Annotated in this window: 17 protein-coding genes; 9 read left to right on the plus strand and 8 right to left on the minus strand. The window is 66.5% G+C overall.

Going from position 1 to position 19,688, the window contains the following annotated elements; translation table 11 throughout:
- Positions 1-140: 140 nt before the first annotated feature.
- Together gatC and gatA are read left to right on the plus strand one after the other, a co-directional pair.
- On the plus strand, positions 141-470 hold the full coding sequence (gatC, locus tag ACRVY7_RS16235; RefSeq protein WP_049698409.1) for an Asp-tRNA(Asn)/Glu-tRNA(Gln) amidotransferase subunit GatC: 330 nt from the start codon (positions 141-143) through the stop codon (positions 468-470).
- Positions 467-1,966: an Asp-tRNA(Asn)/Glu-tRNA(Gln) amidotransferase subunit GatA gene (gatA, locus tag ACRVY7_RS16240; protein WP_064870251.1), complete on the plus strand. Its 1,500-nt coding sequence runs from the start codon at positions 467-469 to the stop codon at positions 1,964-1,966. Before gatC ends, gatA begins: the two co-directional genes overlap by 4 nt.
- Here the strand turns inward: gatA and ACRVY7_RS16245 are convergent.
- Complete coding sequence (locus tag ACRVY7_RS16245) at positions 1,918-3,144, minus strand: alpha/beta-hydrolase family protein (RefSeq protein WP_431817786.1); 1,227 nt, start codon at positions 3,142-3,144, stop codon at positions 1,918-1,920. The two genes, gatA and ACRVY7_RS16245, sit on opposite strands and share 49 nt — an antisense overlap.
- Entirely contained in the window at positions 3,141-3,851 is a 711-nt protein-coding gene (locus ACRVY7_RS16250) for a hypothetical protein (RefSeq protein WP_431817787.1), read from the minus strand. The genes ACRVY7_RS16245 and ACRVY7_RS16250 overlap by 4 nt, the downstream gene beginning before the upstream one ends.
- 181 nt (positions 3,852-4,032) lie before the next feature.
- Between ACRVY7_RS16250 and ACRVY7_RS16255 the strand changes: the two genes are divergently transcribed.
- From ACRVY7_RS16255 to gatB, 4 genes are all read left to right on the plus strand, one after another.
- Positions 4,033-5,337 carry a sensor histidine kinase gene (locus ACRVY7_RS16255; protein ID WP_431817885.1) on the plus strand — a complete coding sequence of 435 codons (1,305 nt, stop codon included), beginning with the start codon at positions 4,033-4,035 and terminating at the stop codon, positions 5,335-5,337.
- Positions 5,338-5,347: 10 nt separating this feature from the next.
- Complete coding sequence (locus ACRVY7_RS16260) at positions 5,348-6,043, plus strand: LuxR C-terminal-related transcriptional regulator (protein ID WP_064870409.1); 696 nt, start codon at positions 5,348-5,350, stop codon at positions 6,041-6,043.
- A 119-nt stretch (positions 6,044-6,162) separates the two neighbouring features.
- Entirely contained in the window at positions 6,163-7,197 is a 1,035-nt protein-coding gene (locus tag ACRVY7_RS16265) for an ATP-dependent 6-phosphofructokinase (RefSeq protein WP_005205247.1), read from the plus strand.
- 72 nt (positions 7,198-7,269) lie between these two features.
- Complete coding sequence (gatB, locus tag ACRVY7_RS16270) at positions 7,270-8,772, plus strand: Asp-tRNA(Asn)/Glu-tRNA(Gln) amidotransferase subunit GatB (protein WP_431817788.1); 1,503 nt, start codon at positions 7,270-7,272, stop codon at positions 8,770-8,772.
- Between the two features lie 15 nt (positions 8,773-8,787).
- On the opposite strand, the gene ACRVY7_RS16275 is transcribed toward gatB, so the two are convergent.
- The 3 genes from ACRVY7_RS16275 to ACRVY7_RS16285 all read right to left on the minus strand — a co-directional run bounded on the left by ACRVY7_RS16275 (position 8,788) and on the right by ACRVY7_RS16285 (position 11,241).
- Complete coding sequence (locus ACRVY7_RS16275; protein ID WP_431817789.1) at positions 8,788-9,225, minus strand: Imm63 family immunity protein; 438 nt, start codon at positions 9,223-9,225, stop codon at positions 8,788-8,790.
- A complete protein-coding gene (locus ACRVY7_RS16280) occupies positions 9,222-9,950 on the minus strand; it encodes a TNT domain-containing protein (protein ID WP_431817790.1) in 729 nt (242 codons plus the stop codon). Before ACRVY7_RS16280 ends, ACRVY7_RS16275 begins: the two co-directional genes overlap by 4 nt.
- A 121-nt stretch (positions 9,951-10,071) precedes the next feature.
- Positions 10,072-11,241, minus strand: coding sequence for a PQQ-dependent sugar dehydrogenase (locus ACRVY7_RS16285; RefSeq protein WP_231894270.1), 1,170 nt, complete (start codon positions 11,239-11,241; stop codon positions 10,072-10,074).
- Positions 11,242-11,416: 175 nt separating this feature from the next.
- Here ACRVY7_RS16285 and ACRVY7_RS16290 point away from each other — a divergent pair, with 175 nt between their 5' ends.
- Positions 11,417-12,652: a DoxX family protein gene (locus ACRVY7_RS16290; RefSeq protein ID WP_431817886.1), complete on the plus strand. Its 1,236-nt coding sequence runs from the start codon at positions 11,417-11,419 to the stop codon at positions 12,650-12,652.
- A gap of 102 nt (positions 12,653-12,754) precedes the next feature.
- On the opposite strand, the gene ilvD is transcribed toward ACRVY7_RS16290, so the two are convergent.
- The 3 genes from ilvD to ACRVY7_RS16305 all read right to left on the minus strand — a co-directional run bounded on the left by ilvD (position 12,755) and on the right by ACRVY7_RS16305 (position 16,825).
- A complete protein-coding gene (gene ilvD / locus ACRVY7_RS16295) occupies positions 12,755-14,599 on the minus strand; it encodes a dihydroxy-acid dehydratase (RefSeq protein ID WP_431817791.1) in 1,845 nt (614 codons plus the stop codon).
- A gap of 316 nt (positions 14,600-14,915) precedes the next feature.
- On the minus strand, positions 14,916-16,259 hold the full coding sequence (gene mgtE, locus ACRVY7_RS16300; protein ID WP_431817792.1) for a magnesium transporter: 1,344 nt from the start codon (positions 16,257-16,259) through the stop codon (positions 14,916-14,918).
- A 56-nt stretch (positions 16,260-16,315) separates the two neighbouring features.
- Positions 16,316-16,825 carry a PH domain-containing protein gene (locus ACRVY7_RS16305; RefSeq protein WP_431817793.1) on the minus strand — a complete coding sequence of 170 codons (510 nt, stop codon included), beginning with the start codon at positions 16,823-16,825 and terminating at the stop codon, positions 16,316-16,318.
- A gap of 335 nt (positions 16,826-17,160) precedes the next feature.
- Between ACRVY7_RS16305 and ACRVY7_RS16310 the strand changes: the two genes are divergently transcribed.
- Positions 17,161-19,131: an acetolactate synthase large subunit gene (locus ACRVY7_RS16310; RefSeq protein WP_064870237.1), complete on the plus strand. Its 1,971-nt coding sequence runs from the start codon at positions 17,161-17,163 to the stop codon at positions 19,129-19,131.
- On the plus strand, positions 19,128-19,628 hold the full coding sequence (gene ilvN, locus ACRVY7_RS16315) for an acetolactate synthase small subunit (protein ID WP_049698398.1): 501 nt from the start codon (positions 19,128-19,130) through the stop codon (positions 19,626-19,628). Before ACRVY7_RS16310 ends, ilvN begins: the two co-directional genes overlap by 4 nt.
- Positions 19,629-19,688 lie beyond the last annotated feature (60 nt).

Raw genomic sequence — 19,688 nt, forward strand, 5'->3', positions numbered from 1 at the left:
CCGGCCTCGCCGTGCCAGATCGTCGTCGAGTACCGCGTCGACTCGGCCGAGACCGTCGTCGCCTAGGCTTGATGGGGTTGTCGGTGCGCTGTTGCCGATGCCGGTGGTTTTGCTGGTGAGGAAGGACGTGATCTCTTCAAATGTCTGACGGATCTGGGTCGGAGGACGCAGGGTCGACGATCTCGCGTGAACAGGTCGCGCACCTGGCGCGGCTGTCGCGACTCGCGCTGAGCGACGACGAGCTCGATCTCTATGCGCAACAGCTCGATTCGATCTTGGCGCACGTGGCGCAGGTCTCCGAGGTCGCTGCCGACGATGTCCCACCGACCGCCCACCCGGCGGCGCTGGCAAACGTGTTGCGCGAAGACGTCGTCAAGCCCGGCCTGACCACCGAAGAGGCGCTCTCCGGTGCGCCTGCCGTCGAGCAGGACCGGTTCGCCGTTCCGCAGATCCTGGGGGAGGAACAGTGAGTTCTCAGACACCGGCCACCCGCGCCGCCACCGACATCACCGGACTGTCCGCCGCAGAACTCGGCGAGAAGATCGCTTCCCGTGAACTCTCGTCTGTCGAGGTCACCCAGGCGCACCTCGACCGCATCGCCGAGATCGACGACCAACTCGGTGCATTCCTGCACGTGAGCAGCTCCGAGGCGCTCGTCGCCGCCAAGGCCGCCGACGACGCCGTCGCGGCGGGAGAGGCGTCATCGCCGCTCACCGGCGTGCCGCTCGCGCTCAAGGACGTGTTCACGACGACCGACGCACCAACCACGTGCGGCTCGAAGATCCTCGAGGGCTGGGTCCCGCCCTACGACGCCACCGTGACCGCGCGGCTGCGTGCCGCGGGTATCCCGATCCTCGGCAAGACCAACATGGACGAGTTCGCGATGGGCAGTTCCACCGAGAACTCCGCCTACCAGGTGACCCGGAATCCCTGGGACACCTCACGCATCCCGGGCGGTTCCGGTGGTGGCAGCGCTGCGGCGCTCGCGTCGTACCAGGCGCCCCTGGCGATCGGCACCGACACCGGTGGCTCGATCCGTCAGCCCGCCGCCGTCACCGCGACGGTCGGTGTGAAGCCGACCTACGGCACGGTGTCGCGCTACGGACTCGTCGCCTGCGCGTCGTCGTTGGACCAGGGTGGCCCATGCGGGCGCACGGTCCTCGACACCGCGCTGCTCCACGAGGTCATCGCGGGACACGACCCGCGCGACTCCACCTCGATCGACGTGGCCGTGCCCGATGTCGTCGGCGCTGCACGCGCGGGCGCGTCCGGCGATCTGACGGGTGTGCGGGTCGGCGTGGTCACCGAACTCCAGGGGGAGGGCTACCAGCCCGGCGTGCTCGCGTCGTTCGAGCAGGCGGTCGCAACGCTCACCGAGCGTGGCGCCGAGGTCGTCGAGGTCTCCTGCCCGCACTTCACCTACGCTCTCGGCGCGTACTACCTCATCCTCCCCAGCGAGGTGTCGTCGAACCTCGCTCGCTTCGACGGCATGCGGTACGGGCTGCGCGTCGGCGACGACGGCAAGCACAGCGCCGAAGAGGTCATGGCACTGACACGCGAGGCCGGATTCGGTCCAGAAGTCAAGCGCCGCATCATGATCGGTACGTACGCCTTGTCGTCCGGCTACTACGACGCGTACTACGGCCAGGCGCAGAAGGTCCGCACGCTGATCGCGCGCGACTTCGCCACGGCCTTCGAGAGCGTCGACGTCCTCGTCTCGCCGACGACGCCGACCACCGCGTTCCCCATCGGCGACAAGGTCGACGATCCGCTGAGCATGTACCTGTTCGACCTGTGCACCCTGCCGGTGAATCTTGCTGGTGTCGGAGCGATGTCGGTGCCGTCCGGTCTGTCGGTCGACGACGGGCTGCCCGTCGGGCTGCAGATCATGGCTCCCGCACTCGCCGACGACCGGCTCTACCGGGTGGGCGCAGCGTACGAGGCCGCCCGCGGTCCGATCGTCTGATCGGTTTCGGGTAGGCCGTGCGCCTGATCCGGACCGGAATACCGGTGGCCGACGCCTGCGGGGCCGTCGAGCGACCCCAGCAGGTCGGCGGAGTTCTGCACGAACGTGACCAGGGGCAGCCACGGAACGCGTCGGGTCGGTCTGCCGACCGTGACCGTCTCGGAAGGTCGGGACGGAGCGCGCCAGATCGCCGCCGGTGACCACGTGGTCACCGGGTCGGTTGCATTGGCGACCACCATGCGTGGCGATCCGTGCGCGCGCGTCGCGATGGTGTCCGCGGGAACCCCGGAGAGAACGGTGGCCCTGACAGCGCCGGGGCGATGGTCGTCGGCCCAGACCCGCGCCGTCTCTGCGCCGATCGCTCCGAGGCTCTGGCCGTACAGGATGATGCGCGGACGATGCTGTGCGGGAACAGAATCGAGTGCTGCTGTTACTGCCGCGACCACCGCGACAGACGCGCGTCCGGCCGCACCCCGGTCGGTGACGAATGCCCGCCACGACTGCGACGACGCGTAGCGGGGCGTGATGGTGCGCATCCGGCCGACGCGCTCACCGATCGCCGTGACCGCACCGGCGTCGATCCACCCCGAGCCCGTCGGGACCGCGATCAACACCGCGTCGTCACCGCGGCCGCCCGCGTCGACCCATTGCTGGACAAGGGTATTCGCGTCGCGTGCGCTGGATACCGGTGCGCTCAACGTCGACGCCGACGCTGAGCCCGAGACGGGCGTGAGCAGTCCGGCGGCAACCGAGACAGCGCCTGCGACGGCCAGCGCGCTCAGGCGTGGCAGCCAGACGATCGCGGCGACAACCGCGGCTGTCGGTCCGACGAGCAACGCCACCCACTCGATGCCGACGGGGGCATAGCCGAGCTCGCCGCGAATTCCGTTCTGCCACCACATGTTCGCCGTAGCCGCGATCACGAGGAACGTGCACGCTGCCACAAGCGGTGACCATCGAGTCGCGCTCCGGGAACGATGGCACAGTCTCAGTCCGACCAGCGTGGCACCCACGACGATGGCTGCGCACCCGGCAACGACGACACCCGCGAGCCACGGCGTCCGTGGAAGCGGAGACGGCCAGAGCCCGATCCCGGTGGCGAGCACAATCGCCCAGGCGATCGCCGGGTGAGGAGGTGCAGGTGCGCTGAGTGCTCGATCGGTTCCCGGGATCGTCATCGTGTCGCCTCCGACGATGCCTGTGTGCCATCGCGTTCGGCGTCGCTGTTGCCATCGGGATCGTCGTGGACGAGGTGCCCGATAGCCGACGACGTTGCGGCGAGCACGTTGCCGCGGTCCTGTGGTGGGCCGTCGCCTTCATGCCAGGTGTTGAGTCCTACCCCCACCCGTGCCAGCTCCGCCGCACCCATACACAGCGGATCGTGACAGGTTTCGCGCATCCGCGTCACCAGGGCGGTGTCGAGACCCAGTCGCGCCCAGGGGCCCAACGGATTTCCGACCCGTGCCGCATAGCGCAGCATGTCGTAGCCGAAATCATGTGTGCGGCACAGTGGTTCGAACCTCGCGGGCATGGGTACAGGTGACGAGCAATCGCCGCCGGGATTGCTCGCATCGTCGCCGTCGAGCACCGGCCGGTACCCCATCCTGGATGCGAAGTCGGACGGGAGCGCCGCTATCGCTCCCGCGCCGTTGCGATCGAGAAGCTGTCGGACGACCGCAGCCGCAGCGGGATCTCCGGTGGACTCGGTTCTGCCCTCGGAGGCTTCGCTGTTCGACGTGGACCGGATGGTCGACGATTGCGCGGTCGCGTGGCCTGCTGGCGTCATCGGCAGTGCGGTGAACGCGGCGACGCCGACGAGCAGAAGTGCGGCTGACCAGCGTCGACGTCTCTGGGTGTTACGGGGGAGTCGGTGGCTCGAAGTCATGTGATCGACGCTAGAAATGCAGAGCACAACCCCACATCGGCCGCGAGTGGGGTTGTCGCACAGTCCATTCGCAGTGCCCGCCGTCGTCGACCTGCTACCGCGGAGCGATCCCGATCTCCCTCTTAGGTATGAGGACATCGGGAACGTGCTCGCCTACGGTGGACGTCGAGGTGATCTGATGATGAAGCACGTGCGGACCGGGCTCCGTAAGGCCGGTTCCGCCTTCGTCGACGAGGTGCGCGCTACTCCAGCGCTGTCGGATCCTGATGTACGACGCTACTTCTCGTCGCGCACGAATGTCTTCTTCCTCCTGTGCGCCGCAGTGCTGTTCGCGGTGGCGTGGCCGACGTCGAGCCTGACGCACGACGTCCCGGCGTACGCGATGCCGGCGGTTGCCGCGGCAATCGCATGGCCGGTCGCGCTGGCATGGTCGGCTCCCGTTGTGGGATGGGCGATCTCGCTGCTCGCGGCGATGATTATCGGGTCGGTGGTCCCCACCGTCAACGGGTGGCCATGGTCGATCCAGGTGACGCACATCATCGCGATCCTGGTGCTGTCGTTCATGGCCGCACTCCGATGCCCGCTTCGGTGGTTGCCGGTGATCTGGTTGGCGTCGACGTTGGTGATGGTCAATTCGGCCCCCGACGACCAACGCCCAGGATGGATATTCGGTCTGACGTTCGGTGCCATCGTCATCGCGCTGCTGCGCGGGCTGCTGGCGTCGCGCAGACAGCTCGCCCAGCGCACGCAGGAGACAAAAGTCGCTGAATCCGAGGCGGCCGTACTGCAGGAGCGGGCACGCATCGCGCGCGACCTCCACGACGTCGTCGCACACCGGATGTCCATGGTGGTGGTGATGGCCCAGACCGCTCGGTATCGACTGCCAGATGTCGGCGACGCCGCTGCCGCCGAATTCGACGCGATTGCCGTCGCAGCGCGCACCTCCCTCGACGAGGTGCGTCAGCTCCTCGGCGTGCTGCGTGAACCCGACGACACGTCGGGTGAAGCGAGCGCGCGGACAGCGCCCAACCCGGGCCTCGAACACATCGAGTCGTTGGTCGAGGCGACACGTCGTGCAGGCGCCGACGTGCAGTTGCATCAGGCGATTCTCGGAACAGAGGTCGGCGAGGCGTCGGGTCTGGCGGTGTATCGGATCGTGCAGGAGTCCCTGGCCAACGCGACCCGACATGCGCAGGGGGCGCGTACAGACATCTGGCTGCGCGACGGCGCCGCAGGCCAGCTCGAACTCGCGATCGTCAATGGTCCGGGTACCGGGCCGCCGTTGGACCTAGTCGGCAACGGCGCCGGTATCCCCGGTATGACCGATCGAGCGCGCAGCGTCGGCGGATCACTTGTCACCGCGCTCACCCCGGACGGCGGATTCGCCGTCCGCGCGTGGATTCCCACCGGGAACCAGCGTGCGATCGGCTCAGCGGACGCGACCGGTTCGTCGGACCCCATCGATTCGTCGGGTACAGAGAGGTAGCGTGCATCCGGTGCCGATCACGCTTGTCATCGTCGACGACCAGGCGATGGTCCGACAGGGATTCTCGGCGTTACTCGCCGCCCAACCCGACTTCTCGGTGCTCGGCGACGCCGCCGACGGCGTCGAGGCCGTCGAATTGTGTGCCAGGGTGACCCCCGACGTCGTGCTGATGGATGTGCGGATGCCCAGGCGTGACGGACTGTGGGCGGCGCAGCGCATCCTTGCGAGCCAGACGGGTGCCGAATCAGGTACTGGTGCAGGCATTCCGGCCAACGGCGCCGCGGGCAACACGCGTGTGCTGATGCTGACGACCTTCGACATCGACGACTATGTGTACGAGGCATTGCGGATCGGGGCGTCGGGCTTTCTACTCAAGGACGCGCCGGCCGACGAACTCGTGCGTGCTGTGCGGGTCGTCGCGGCGGGTGATGCGTTGCTCGCGCCGTCGATCACCCGCAGACTCATCGCCGAGGTGACGTCGCGTCGCGAGCGACGCACCAGGTCACCGGAACTCGCATCGCTGACTCCACGTGAGCGTGAAGTGCTCGAATTGGTGGCTGAGGGAAAGTCGAACGCCGAGATCGCAGGCGAGCTGTTCGTCACCGAGCAGACCGTCAAGACGCACGTGAGTGGGCTGCTGGGAAAACTCGGCCTGCGCGATCGTGCCCAAGCCGTCGTCTACGCCTACGAGCATGGTGTGAAGTGACGAACCCCAACTGTGCGGCATTCGCTGTCGCTCGGCGCACGGCACGACGGCCAACTAGATTGGACACCGATCACCCAGACCGATAGCGGGACCTCGGACGGCGGAAGGCACGAAGAGACATGGCGAAGAGATACGGCATTCTCACCTCCGGAGGCGACTGCCCTGGTTTGAATGCGGTCATCCGTGGCGCGGTTCTCAAGGGAGAGACCGTCTACGGGCAGGAGTTCGTCGGATTTCGTGACGGCTGGTACGGACTGGTCTACGGCGACATCATCGAGCTAGACCGCGCGCGTGTGCGTGGTCTGAGCCACGAGGGCGGAACCATCCTCGGTACCAGTCGATTCGGGCCGTACTCCGAGCCGGACGGCGGCGCGGAGAACATCAAGAAGGTCCTCAAGAACCTCGAGATCGACGGGGTGATCGCCATCGGCGGTGACGGCACCGCCGCCGCGTCGCAGCGGCTTTTCGAAGACGGCATCAACATCGTCGGCGTGCCGAAGACCATCGACAACGACATCGCAGCGACCGACTACACGTTCGGTTTCAACACGGCGGTCGAGATCGCGACGGAGTCCATCGACCGGTTGCGTACCACCGGCAACTCGCACAAGCGCTGCATGGTGCTCGAGGTGATGGGCCGTCACGCGGGGTGGATCGCATTGCACTCGGGCATCGCGGGCGGCGCACACGCGATTCTGATCCCGGAGCACCCCGAGAGTCTCAATCAGATCTGCGCCTGGGTGACGAGCGTGAAGAACCGCGGTCGCTCGCCGATGGTCGTCGTCGCCGAGGGCTTCAAGCTGCCCGAGATGGAGACCGCACATTCGACGAAGGGGCTCGACGGCTTCAACCGCCCCCGACTCGGCGGCATCGCCGAGGTGCTCGCGCCGATGATCGAGGAGCGCACCGGGATCGAGACCCGCGCAACGGTCCTCGGCCATGTGCAGCGGGGTGGGGTGCCGACGGCTTTCGACCGTGTGCTGGCCACCAGACTCGGCATGGCGACGACCGATCTCGTCGCCGACAAGGGCTGGGGTCAGATGGTGGTGCTGCGTGGCACCGAGATCGAGCGCACCACATTCGACGAGGCGCTGGCCAACCACAAGCAGGTCCCGGCAGCCCAGTATCAGGAAATGCGGGTCATCTTCGGTTGATGGCCCCGCGCGGCCTATCGATGCACACGACCCGACCGACCCGGCGATGCGCGCACGCATAAACTGGACGCCATGACTGCCGCGACCGCCGAACTGATGGACTACGACGAGGTCATCGAGAAGTTCGATCCCGTGATGGGACTCGAGGTACACGTCGAGCTCGGTACCGACACCAAGATGTTCTGTGCGTGCCCGACGACGTTCGGCGCCGATCCCAACACCCAGGTGTGCTCGGTGTGCATCGGCCTGCCCGGTTCTCTCCCGGTGGCAAACGCCAAGGCCATCGAATACGCGATCCGCATCGGGCTGGCGCTGAACTGTTCGATCCGGCCGTCGAGCACCTTCGCGCGGAAGAACTACTTCTATCCCGACCAGCCGAAGAACTACCAGATCTCGCAGTACGACGACCCGATCGCCTACGAGGGATACCTCGACGTCGCGCTCTCCGACGGAACGACGTGGCGAGTCGAGATCGAGCGCGCCCACATGGAGGAGGACACGGGCAAGTCGCTGCACGTGGGTGGCGACGGCCGCATCCACGGCGCCGACCACTCACTCCTCGACTACAACCGCGCCGGCGTGCCGCTCGTCGAGATCGTGACCAAGCCGATCACCGGTGCCGGGGCACGCGCCCCCGAGGTCGCCCGCGCCTACGTCACGGCGTTGCGCGACCTACTCAAGTCACTCGACGTCTCGGACGTCCGTATGGATCAGGGGTCGCTGCGCTGCGATGCCAATGTGTCGTTGATGCGTAAGGATGCCGTGGAGTTCGGCACCCGCACCGAGACCAAGAACGTCAACTCGCTCAAGAGTGTCGAGGTCGCTGTTACCTACGAAATGCGAAGGCAGGCAGCGGTTCTCGAGTCGGGCGGCGAGGTCGTGCAGGAAACGCGCCACTTCCACGAATCCGACGGCACCACGTCGGCGGGACGTCGGAAAGAGACTGCGGAGGATTACCGCTACTTCCCGGAGCCCGATCTGCCTCCCGTGCAACCGGATTCGGCGTGGGTGGCCGAGATCCAAGGCACGTTGCCTGAGTTGCCGTGGGTGCGACGCGCGCGCATCCAGACCGAGTGGGGCGTGTCCGACGAGGTCATGCGTGACCTGGTCAACGTCGGCGCCGTCGACCTCATCATCGCGACCGTCGACGCGGGTGCCGCTCCCGAGGCCGCGCGCGGCTGGTGGGTGTCATTCCTCGCGCAACAGGCCAATACGCGCGGCGCCGAGCTGGCCGACCTACCGATCACCCCGGCGCAGGTAGCCACAGTCATCGGACTCGTCGACGAGGGCAAGCTGACCACCAAGCTCGCGCAGCAGGTTGCGGTCGCGGTGCTCGACGGCGAGGGCGAGCCCGAGCAGATCGTCGCCGACCGTGGGCTCGAGGTGGTGCGCGACGACTCCGCACTGCAGAAGGCCGTCGACGAGGCACTGGCCGCCAACCCCGACATCGCCGACAAGATCCGTGGCGGCAAGGTTGCGGCCGCGGGCAAGATCGTGGGCGACGTCATGAAGGCGACGCGTGGTCAGGCCGACCCGGCCCGGGTGAAAGAGCTGGTCATCGCTGCCTGCTCCTGACGAGGTCCGGGCCGATCAGCTCGCGTTCGGAAGAAGGGCGAGCACATCGTCGTCGACGCCCGCGTCGACCAGTCGTGAGCGCGTCTGAGTGAGCCACATGTCGGCCCATTCAGGGTCGACGCCGTGCAGGATGTCGTACTGCGCCTGCCACGACACCCTGCGGAAATCAGGGGTGCCGGGCGGGTGCAGTCGCCGCGACATCGCCTCCGATACCTGTTCGGCGACGAAGAAGAGGAACTCGTCGGCAGAAGTGGTCTGTCGGTCGGAGAGGATGCGTGCACGTTCTCTGACCGTCAGATGCCACACGCCGTCCTGCTGCCAGCATGACGGAACACCGTCGTCGCGCAGATGTGACAGCTCGGGGAGGTCGTCGGCGACCGCCCCCATACGACGGCCGAGCTCGACGATTCGTGTCGTCATCGACTCGCCGAGCCCGCTGTCGATACCGGTCATCCGGTGGTCACCGGCGGGAACGTCTGCAGCAGGTATCCGGCGCACAGCAGCCAGCCGACGTTGACATCGGTCCCGCACTCCGGGCGGCTCGGCAGAAGCTGTGGAACCACTTCGTACTGAGTGCCGAGACCAGGTTGTTCGAAGGCCGGTGCGATCGGGCCGGTGTAGATCGGGAGTTGCTTGACCACGCGGTACACGTGGTAGTTGCAATACCGTGGGCTGGAGCTGTTGACGAGATTCGACGGCGGCAGTGACCGTTTGATGTAACTCGTGCCGGTGGGGGCGAAGAAGTTGCCGCCCTCACCGCCGTACCGGTCGATGCTCTTGCCGACGTCCAGCGCGGCGCGGTGCTTGATGGGCTTGCCGTTCCTGATGACGTAACCCTGTTGTTCCGGATAGCGCCAGTTTGCTTTGGGCTTCGCGTCCGGGTCCCACCACTTGGTCAGGAAGTCCTTGCCGTCGGTGAAGTTGCCGAGGCGCTTGTAGCCGGCCAATTGGGGTCCGACGGGCGCTTCCGTCGCGAACTCCTTCGGGCCGAGGCGCCAATCGCCAGGGCTGTAGAGTTCCGCCGAACAGCCGGCCGAGGTGCCCGGCAGGCCGGGAATGCCTCCGAGGCTGCCGAAGTCGGATGACCCCAATCCCGGCGCCGCGGCCGCTGCACCGGCAGACCCAAAGGCGAGGGTGAAAATGAACGAGAGTACGAGAACCAGACCGCGACGACGCATGGGCCGTGCCTTTCGCTGAATGATCAGTGGTGAAGGCAGCGTAGAGTGCGCCGACGCCGCTCATCGGCGGTATCGCGAAATCCGTACGACGAACGGGTGACGGTGAACGCGGCTCGTAACCCTAAGTCCGGTTCTCCGACGACGCGGGCGGGATGAAGCGCACAACGCGGTCGTCGGTGCCGACAGGGTTACCCGACGCCTTGTTGACGGTGGCGAAAAGCATTGCGCCACTTGCAGAGCTGACGATCCTGCCCAAAGCGCCGTAACGCTTCTCGAGAACGACAGCGGGCGGAGTGATCGTCGGCTTGTCGCGAGTCGGTTCGGTGAGGGCGAGGATCTGCTGGGTGCGTGTGGTGGTCACGAAGATCTGACCGGACGAGACAGCGCAACCCGCGACATCGGGTTTGTCCGGCCACGTCCACAGCACCTTCGGTCCGCCCGACTCGACGATCTGCAGCCGATCCTCGGTCGCGGTGCGATCAGCGACGTAGAGCCCTCCGCTGTCGTTGTGGCACAGTGCCACGTTCGATCCGAAGCCGGACGCGACGACCTTGGGAGGCGGATTCGCACCCGACCCGAACGAGGTGACGGAGAGCAATTTGCCCGCGAGCGACGCGGGGTTTGCTGCCGCCGACGGATCTCCCGCGTCGCCCGTCGCGACGAGGAGCTCGGTGGGGGAGCGGAAGTATAGTGCCCCCATGTTTCCGGTGGCGCCCTTCGGAATGCCCGTGAGAATCGGCTTGGCGACGTCGCCCGGCGCGATTCGGACTACGCGATTGTCGGACGGGGTGGTGATGAGCGCGTAGATGAGGCGGTCTTGGCTGTACGTCGGAGACAACGCGAAGTCGACGAGTCCGCCGTCGCCCGAACCGTCGACGTCGAACGACGCGATCGCTCGTTGCGGTCCGTAGCGCTTGGCGGTGATCAGTTTGCCTGTCGTGCGTTCGGCGACGACCGTTGTGGTTGCCTGATCGTCGCCGGGCATGAGTCCTCCGGTCGACGCGAGACATGTGGCGATGACCTGGGGGTCGGGGTCGACGCACGGGCCGGTCGGCGGCGGACCCTGATTCTGCGGTGTGCTGGGCTCGGGTGTCGGCGTCTGTTGCTGCTTGCGGGGCGAGTCGTTGTTGGCCGAGAATTCGCCTGCCGAGCGGTCGCGGTCCTGAGCGGAGAAATCGGCGCACCCGGTGAGTGCGACGGCCACCAGCATCATTGCGCCCGTGAGCAGCGCCCACAGGCGCACCCGCCGGGATCTGGCGGTTCGGTGCCGCTCGTTCCGCCCCTCTCGCATGCACACCACAGTAGGCGATGGTCGACGACTCACCGCGCGCTGTTGGGAGGTGGCCCGTTGACGACGCTCTACAGTCGACTGTGTGACTGAACGAGACGACCGGACTCCTGCCGACGACGTCTCCGGAGCGGCGTCGGGCTCCGACGATCACGGGCGCGGCACCGGTACCGGGCGCGTGGCGGCCGGTAACGCGGAGACCGGCAGCAGTGAACCCTACGTTGGTTCCGACGGCGACTCGGCGAGTCCGTACGACGAGACGACCGGACGCATACCCATCCAACAACGCCCGGCCGACGACCGAGATGCCTTCTACGACAGGCATTCTCGCGGACGTATGACCCGCGTCGACGAACTTGACGATCTCGATCCGGACGAGGTGCACACCCGCCCGTTCTCTGCGACCCCGCCGGCCGCGAAGAACATGCCGACCGGGAAGACGACGCCACGGGCAGGCACGTCGACGCCGCCCTCGGTGGCGTCGTCCACGCCGCCGCCCGCGGGGGAGACAGGACAGCGACGGCGCCGCAGGCCCGCGCCGCAACGCGACGACGCCACAACCGAGCGCTTCGAGAGTCCCGCCGCGGCGCAGGAGCCCGCGACACCTGTACCTGCAACGTCCGAGCCCACGCGCGGGTACGCGGAGGTCGCCGATCCCTCGGCCGACAGTTCGTCGGAGCGCCACGACACGGCCATCATCGACACGGGCAACCCCGGGTCCGACCCTGCCACCCCCGAACCCGCCGATACGGCTGGATTCGACAGTGCGCACGCCCACTCTGCCCACGCCGACGCTGCGCCTGCGCAGGTGCACGCCGACCACGACGACTCGGTCGCGGTCGCCGAGCCACGCGCGCGACGCGGCACCCTCGACCTCGGGCTGCTGCTGTTACGCGTGGCCGTCGGTGTCGTCGCGATGGCGCACGGCTTGTCGCGGCTGTTCGGTTGGTGGAACGGCACGGGCCTCGACGGGTTTCAGAACGAACTCCTCAACCCCGCGAACCCCGCGATCGGGTTCGCAGCCGATGCCGCCAAGCCGCTGGCGGCAGGCATCGCGCTCGCCGAGACAATCGGCGGTCTGATGGTGATCGTCGGGCTGCTCACGCCGATCGGAGCGTCGGCGATTCTCGCCGTGGCGCTGCTGGCAGCCGCATTCAAAACAACCATCGCCGGTGGATTCGAGTTCTTCGCGAGCGCAAACGGCGTCGAGTTCGAGCTCACGATGGCCGCTGCCGCCGCAGCCATCATCCTCACCGGGCCGGGGCTCTACTCGCTGGACTATCCGCGTGGCTGGGCTCGCAGACCGTTCGTCGGCTCTGTGTTGTGGCTGGTCATCGGGATCGCCGTCGCCTGCGTGATCTGGATCTTCTGCAACGGCACCGACCCGTTCACCTCTCCGGGCAACCCGAGCTGACGGCCCCGCAATTGAGACAGCCCCGCTACAACTACAGAACGCAATGAAGAAGGGCCCGACCAGTTGGTCGGGCCCTTCTCGTCGGCGTTCTTCGCCGGACGCTTAGTCGACCCGGCGAACAGCGCCCTTGTCAGCGGACGTGGCCAGCTTGGCGTAGGCGCGCAGCGCCGTCGTCACCGTGCGCTGGCGATCCTTGGGCTGCCATGGACGCTCGGAAGCCTCCATCTTGGCGCGACGCTCGGCGAGCACGTCGTCGTCGACGAGCACCTTCAACGCGCGGGTCTTGACGTCGATGAGGATCGGGTCGCCGTCTTCGATCAGACCGATGACGCCGCCAGCGGCGGCCTCAGGCGAGATGTGGCCGACCGACAGACCCGACGAGCCACCGGAGAACCGGCCGTCGGTGATGAGCCCGCACTTCTTGCCCATGCCGGTGCCCTTCATGAAGGCCGTCGGGTGCAGCATTTCCTGCATGCCCGGGCCGCCGGACGGACCCTCGTAGCGCACGACGAGCACCTCGCCGGCCTGGATGGTCTTGGACAGGATGACCTGCACGGCCTCCTCCTGGCTTTCGACGACGCGTGCGGGACCCTCGAAATGCCAGAGGTCTTCACTGATGCCTGCCGTCTTGAGCACGGCCCCGTCCTCGGCCAGATTGCCCTGCAGCACACACAATCCGCCCTCTGCGGTGTACGCGTGCTCGACGTCGCGGATACAACCGCCCTCTTCGTCGGTGTCGAGTGAACTCCACCGGTTCTTCGTCGAGAACGGTTCGACGGTCCGCACGCCGCCCGGTGCGGCATGGAACAGTTCGATCGCGGCGTCAGTGGCCTTGCCGCCGCGGATATCCCAGTCGTCGAGGGCGTCGGCCATGGTCTTCGAGTGCACAGTGGAGACGGTGTCGTCGATCAGTCCGCCACGACGAAGCTCGCCCAGGATGGCGGGGATGCCGCCGGCGCGGTGGACGTCTTCCATGTGGTAGTCCGAGTTGGGCGCAACCTTGGACAGGCACGGCACGTTGCGGCTGATCTCGTCGATGACATCGAGATCGAAGTCGGCGACCTCACCTTCCTGAGCGGCGGCGAGGATGTGCAGCACGGTGTTGGTCGAGCCGCCCATCGCGACGTCGAGCGCCATCGCGTTACGGAAGGCCGTCGTGGTCGCGATGCTGCGCGGGAGGACCGAATCGTCGTCGTCGCGGTAGTAGCGTTTGGCCGCCTCGACCACGGTGGTGCCTGCGCGACTGAACAGGTCGTAACGCGCGGCGTGTGTCGCCAACGTCGAGCCGTTGCCCGGCAGCGACAGACCGAGTGCCTCGGTCAGGCAGTTCATCGAATTGGCGGTGAACATACCGGAGCAGGAACCGCACGTCGGGCAGGCCGAACGCTCGACCTCGGTGAGGCCGTCATCGTTGACGTCGTTGTTCGCCGACGCCGAGATGGCGGTGATGAGGTCGGTTGGCGCCTGCGCGACACCGTCGACGATCACAGCCTTGCCCGCTTCCATCGGGCCACCCGAGACGAAGACCGTCGGGATGTTCAGGCGCATCGCGGCATTGAGCATGCCGGGAGTGATCTTGTCGCAGTTCGAGATACACACCAGGGCGTCGGCGGTGTGCGCGTTGACCATGTACTCGACAGAGTCGGAGATGATCTCGCGGCTCGGCAGCGAATAGAGCATGCCGCTGTGACCCATCGCGATGCCGTCGTCGACGGCGATCGTGTGGAATTCGCGGGGAACGCCGCCTGCGGCGCGCACGGCATCGGCCACGATCTCGCCGACGTTCTTGAGGTGCACATGGCCCGGCACGAACTGCGTGTACGAGTTCGCGATCGCAACAATCGGCTTGCCGAAATCGTCATCGGTCATACCGGTGGCACGCCACAGTGCGCGGGCTCCGGCTGCTTCTCGTCCGACGGTGGTGGTTCGCGACCTCAGGGCTGGCATGGGAATTCCTCGATCGTTCGGTGTCCGCGCGAGGCGGACCGTGTGGACTCGCGCGCCGACTACGGCGCTGTGACGTGTCAACGCCACACCAGACGCGAATATTCGCTCACCGTCTTCGTGTGCGATCGGAAACGTTCGTCTGGCCTGACACCTCGGCGGGTCCGCACCGGGTTCGACTGGGCTGAGCCAACTCGCGTCGTCACTCCGATGGGCGTGGCGAAGCGGGTTCGCTCGTCAACGGTACTCCCCGCTGACGTGCGGGAACAAAACAGATGTCGGCCGACGGCCCGGCCGCCCTGCGCTTCAGCTGCAGCGGTCAGATACCCAGTACCGATTTGGCGATCATGAAGTAGAGCAGCAGGCCCGTTGCGTCGCAGAAGGTCGAGATGAACGGAGTGGAGAACACCGCGGGGTCGACTTTGATCGATTTGGCGATCAGCGGCATGAGTCCGCCGACCGTCGCGGCCATGGTGCAGATCGACACGATGGTCACGCCGATGACCGTGCCGATCCGGAAGTCGTAGACCAGGCCCGCGACCACGAATCCTACGAGCCCCAGGCTGACGCCGAGTGTCAGTCCGACCCGGAACTCCTTGCCGACGACCCGGACGACGTCGCGAGGTGTGACGTCGTTGACGGCCAGGGCTCGGGTGACCGTCACCGCGGCTTGCGAACCGGTATTGCCGCCGATGCCGGTCAGCAAGGGGATGAACAGGGCAAGAGCCACCATTTCGTCGAGCGTCGCCTCGAAGATCTCGAGCACGTTGACGGTGAGTATCGCCGAGATGGCAAGGACGAAGAGCCACACGATCCGTGATCGCGTGATGGAGAAGACCGAGGCGAGCAGGTACGGCTCGTCGAGTGGTTCGCTTGCGCCCGCACGTGCCTCGTCGACGTCGCGGGCCTGCTCGATCACCTCGACGGCGTCGTCGAGGGTCAGCACCCCGACGACCCTGTTCTCGCTGTCGACGACCGGCATCGCGAGGATGCCGCGGTCGACGCAGCGCTGTGCGGTCGACTCCGCGTCGTCGTCGGCGTTGGCCGCGACGGGCTTGCGCATGAGGTCGCCGACAGGGGTCTCGGGCTCGGCGAGCAGGAGATCGCGCAAGCTCACCACGCCCTCGAGGACGCGATGGCGATTGATCACCGGGATCGTGTAGATCGTCTCGACCTCGGAGCCGCGCTCCTTGACGCGCGCGAGAGCCGCGGCCACCGGTTCGTCGACGTAGGCATGGACTATTTCGGGGCTCATCCGCCTGCCGACCGAACCTCGTGGGTAGCCGAGGACGACGCCGGTCGCGTCACGTTCTTCTGGCGTCAGGTCCGCGATCAACGTCTTGGCGACGGCCGCGGGCAATTCATCGAGCAGCTCTGCGCGGTCGTCGGGATCGAGGTTGTCGAACGCCTCGGCGACCGCCGTGGTGCCGAGGTCGTCGATCAGGTGACGCTGCGACCGCGGGCTGAGGTCGTCGAAGACGTCTACGGCGACGTCCTTGGGCAGTAGTCGAAACGCGATACCGCTGTGCTCGCGGGGGAGTCTGTCCAGAATGGCCGCAACGTCGTGGTGGGGAAGGCTGGCCAGGTATTCAGACGTCTGGGCCAGCTCGCCCGCGTTGATCAGGTCGTCGATGTCGTGGGCGGAAACAGTGGGGCTTGCCACCTGAAGAACCTTAACGCGAAGGCCGGGATCCGGCCGGGCCAGCAGCGCTGGTGATGTCAGGATTCTGCTGCTGCGGCCGCGGCGTACGGATCGGGGATGCGGCCGCGACTCGCAGCCGACAGCAACGGGAGGTCGCGGAACATCAGCGCGGGCAACCGGACCCTCGATCCGTCCGACAACACCGCGCGCACGGGTCCCCACTTGGAGAACTGGAGGCCCGCGATGTCCGACCACGCGATGTGCCTGGTGCGGAACGTGCCGACCGCGGTGATCCCGTCCTCGGTGACGACGGTCCGGATTCGTCCGATCCACAGGGCGAGCAGGATCGGGATGATCAGCGTCCAGCCGAGCCACACCAGCGACGTGCCCGCCAGGATGATCGCCACGACGAACGCCGCGGGCACTGCGAAGTACGCCAGCTTCTGTACCCGGAATGCCTGTGGCAACTCGACTGCGTCCTCTGTCGAGGAGTCCTCGTGTGACAGGTGATCCTCGCGAGACAGGTCCTCGCTCGGGGGGACGTCGTCGGGGAGGTCGCTGGAAGTCGGCTGGTCAGACGAAGGCACGACCCCATTGTGACATCCTCGCGAGACTGCCCTTCATGCAGTGCATTCCCACGATGTGGGACTCAAGTGTCCGTAGTTTGACTCAGTGATGTGCACAGCCCTACCGTGAACGACGTGATGCACAAGGATCTTCTCGTAGTAATCGGCCGGCGCGTCGTCGCCTGATCGGTCACTTCGTAGACCCAACAAGCATCGACGCGCCACCCTCGAACAGCCTTGCTGTCGGGGGTTTTTTGTTGTCAACGACATGGTGAACCGATCTCCATGCGCAATCACAAATCAATCGAATCCCAGTCCGTCGCAGGACGCCGAACAGAAGATGTGAGGACCGTGCAGTGAGCGCACCAACAGCACGCGCCGCCAGCGGGGCCGATGCCACAACCGAGCCCGCAGCCAAGAGTAATGGCACCGCAGCCAACGTGCTGCGCGAACAATCACCGGCGGCGGGCACGCTCCGCGCCGTGCCGCAGAACACCGTCGCACCCGAGCGGGTCAGCGGCGCGCAGTCGGTGGTTCGATCACTCGAAGAGCTCGGCGTCGAGGTTGTTTTCGGTATTCCGGGCGGCGCTGTTCTGCCGGTTTACGACCCCCTCCTGGACTCGCAGAAGGTGCGCCACGTTCTCGTTCGTCACGAGCAGGGCGCTGGTCACGCTGCCACCGGCTACGCACAGGTCACCGGCCGCGCCGGTGTCATGATGGCGACGTCGGGTCCCGGTGCGACCAACCTCGTCACGCCGCTGGCCGACGCGCAGATGGACTCGGTGCCCGTCGTCGCGATCACCGGCCAGGTCGGCCGGGCACTGATCGGTACCGACGCGTTCCAGGAGGCCGACATCTCCGGCATCACGATGCCGGTCACCAAGCACAACTTCCTGGTGAGCAATGCCGTCGACATCCCCCGGGTCATGGCCGAGGCGTTCCACATCGCCGAGAGTGGCCGTCCCGGAGCGGTTCTCGTCGACATCCCCAAGGACATCCTGCAGGCGCAGACCACCTTCTCGTGGCCGCCGCAGATCGATCTGCCCGGCTACCGTCCGGTCACCAAGCCGCACGGCAAGCAGGTTCGTGAGGCAGCTCGACTGATCAACGCCGCGAAGCACCCCGTGCTCTACGTCGGTGGCGGTGTGATCAAGGCCAACGCGTCGCCCGAGTTGCTCGAGCTTGCCGAGCTGACCGGCATCCCCGTTGTCACCACGCTGATGGCTCGCGGTGCCTTCCCGGATTCGCACCAGCAGCACCTCGGCATGCCCGGCATGCACGGCACTGTGGGAGCCGTTGCGGCACTGCAGCGTTCGGACCTGCTGATCACTCTCGGCGCACGCTTCGACGACCGCGTCACCGGACAGTTGGCGTCGTTCGCGCCCGACGCGAAGGTGATCCACGCCGACATCGATCCCGCCGAGATCGGCAAGAACCGCGTTGCCGATGTCCCGATCGTCGGCGACTGCAAGGCGGTCATCTCCGATCTGATCGAGACGCTGCGCAACGAGCGTGCCACCAGCGACACGTCGCAGGATCTCACCGAGTGGTGGGCATACCTCGACCGCATCCGCCGCACCTACCCGGTGAGCTACGACCGTCCCGCCGACGGTTCGATGTCGCCGGAGTTCGTCATCTCCCGCGTCGGGCAGCTCGCGGGCCCCGACGCCGTGTACTGCGCGGGCGTCGGTCAGCACCAGATGTGGGCAGCGCAGTTCATCTCCTACGAGAAGCCGCGCACCTGGTTGAACTCCGGTGGTCTCGGCACGATGGGCTACGCCGTTCCCGCGGCGATGGGCGCCAAGATGGCCGATCCCGACGCCGAGGTGTGGGCCATCGACGGCGATGGTTGCTTCCAGATGACCAACCAGGAGCTGGCCACGTGCGCGATCGAGGGCATCCCGATCAAGGTGGCGCTGATCAACAACGGCAACCTCGGCATGGTCCGTCAGTGGCAGACGCTCTTCTACGAGGAGCGCTACTCCAACACCGACCTCTCGACCCACTCGCGACGCATCCCCGACTTCGTCAAGCTCGCGGAAGCGTTGGGCTGCGCGGCATTCCGCGTCGAGAACGAAGCCGACGTCGACGACGTGATCGCCCAGGCGCGTGAGATCAACGACCGCCCGGTCGTCATCGACTTCATCGTCGGCGCCGACGCCCAGGTCTGGCCGATGGTCGCAGCGGGTACCGGCAACGACGAGATCATGGCCGCACGCGACATCCGGCCGCTCTTCGACGACGACGAGTCGGCCGCGGAGGACGTCGCCGACATCCACGAAATCGTCAACCAGCAGACCAATCTCGGCCAGGAGGGTCGGAAGTGAGTACTCATACCCTGAGCGTTCTGGTCGAGGACCTTCCCGGTGTCCTCGCACGCGTGTCGTCGCTCTTCTCGCGCCGCGGATTCAACATCGAATCACTTGCTGTCGGCCCGACCGAGATGAAGGGTGTCTCGCGAATGACCATCATGGTCTCCGTCGAGGACTTCCCACTCGAGCAGGTCACCAAGCAGCTCAACAAGCTGATCAACGTGATCAAGATCGTCGAGCAGGACCCGGCGTCGTCGGTGTCCCGCGAACTGATGATGGTCAAGGTGCGCTCCGACGCTTCGGTGCGCAGTGAGGTCATCGAGGTCGTGAATCTGTTCCGCGCCAAGGTGATCGACGTCTCGCCCGAGTCGTTGACCGTCGAGGCGACCGGAACGTCGGAGAAACTGGAGGCCCTGCTGCGGATGCTCGATCCGTACGGCATCCGCGAGATCGCGCAGTCCGGCGCGGTCACACTGGGTCGAGGACCCAAGAGCATGTCGGCCAACCGCTGACGTTCTGAAGAAAACAACCTGTCGTAAGACAACATACGAGCCCCCGCCTCGAGACCACTT

Source organism: Gordonia jacobaea (genome assembly GCF_965344965.1).
In the GTDB taxonomy this organism is placed as follows: Bacteria; Actinomycetota; Actinomycetes; order Mycobacteriales; family Mycobacteriaceae; genus Gordonia; species Gordonia jacobaea.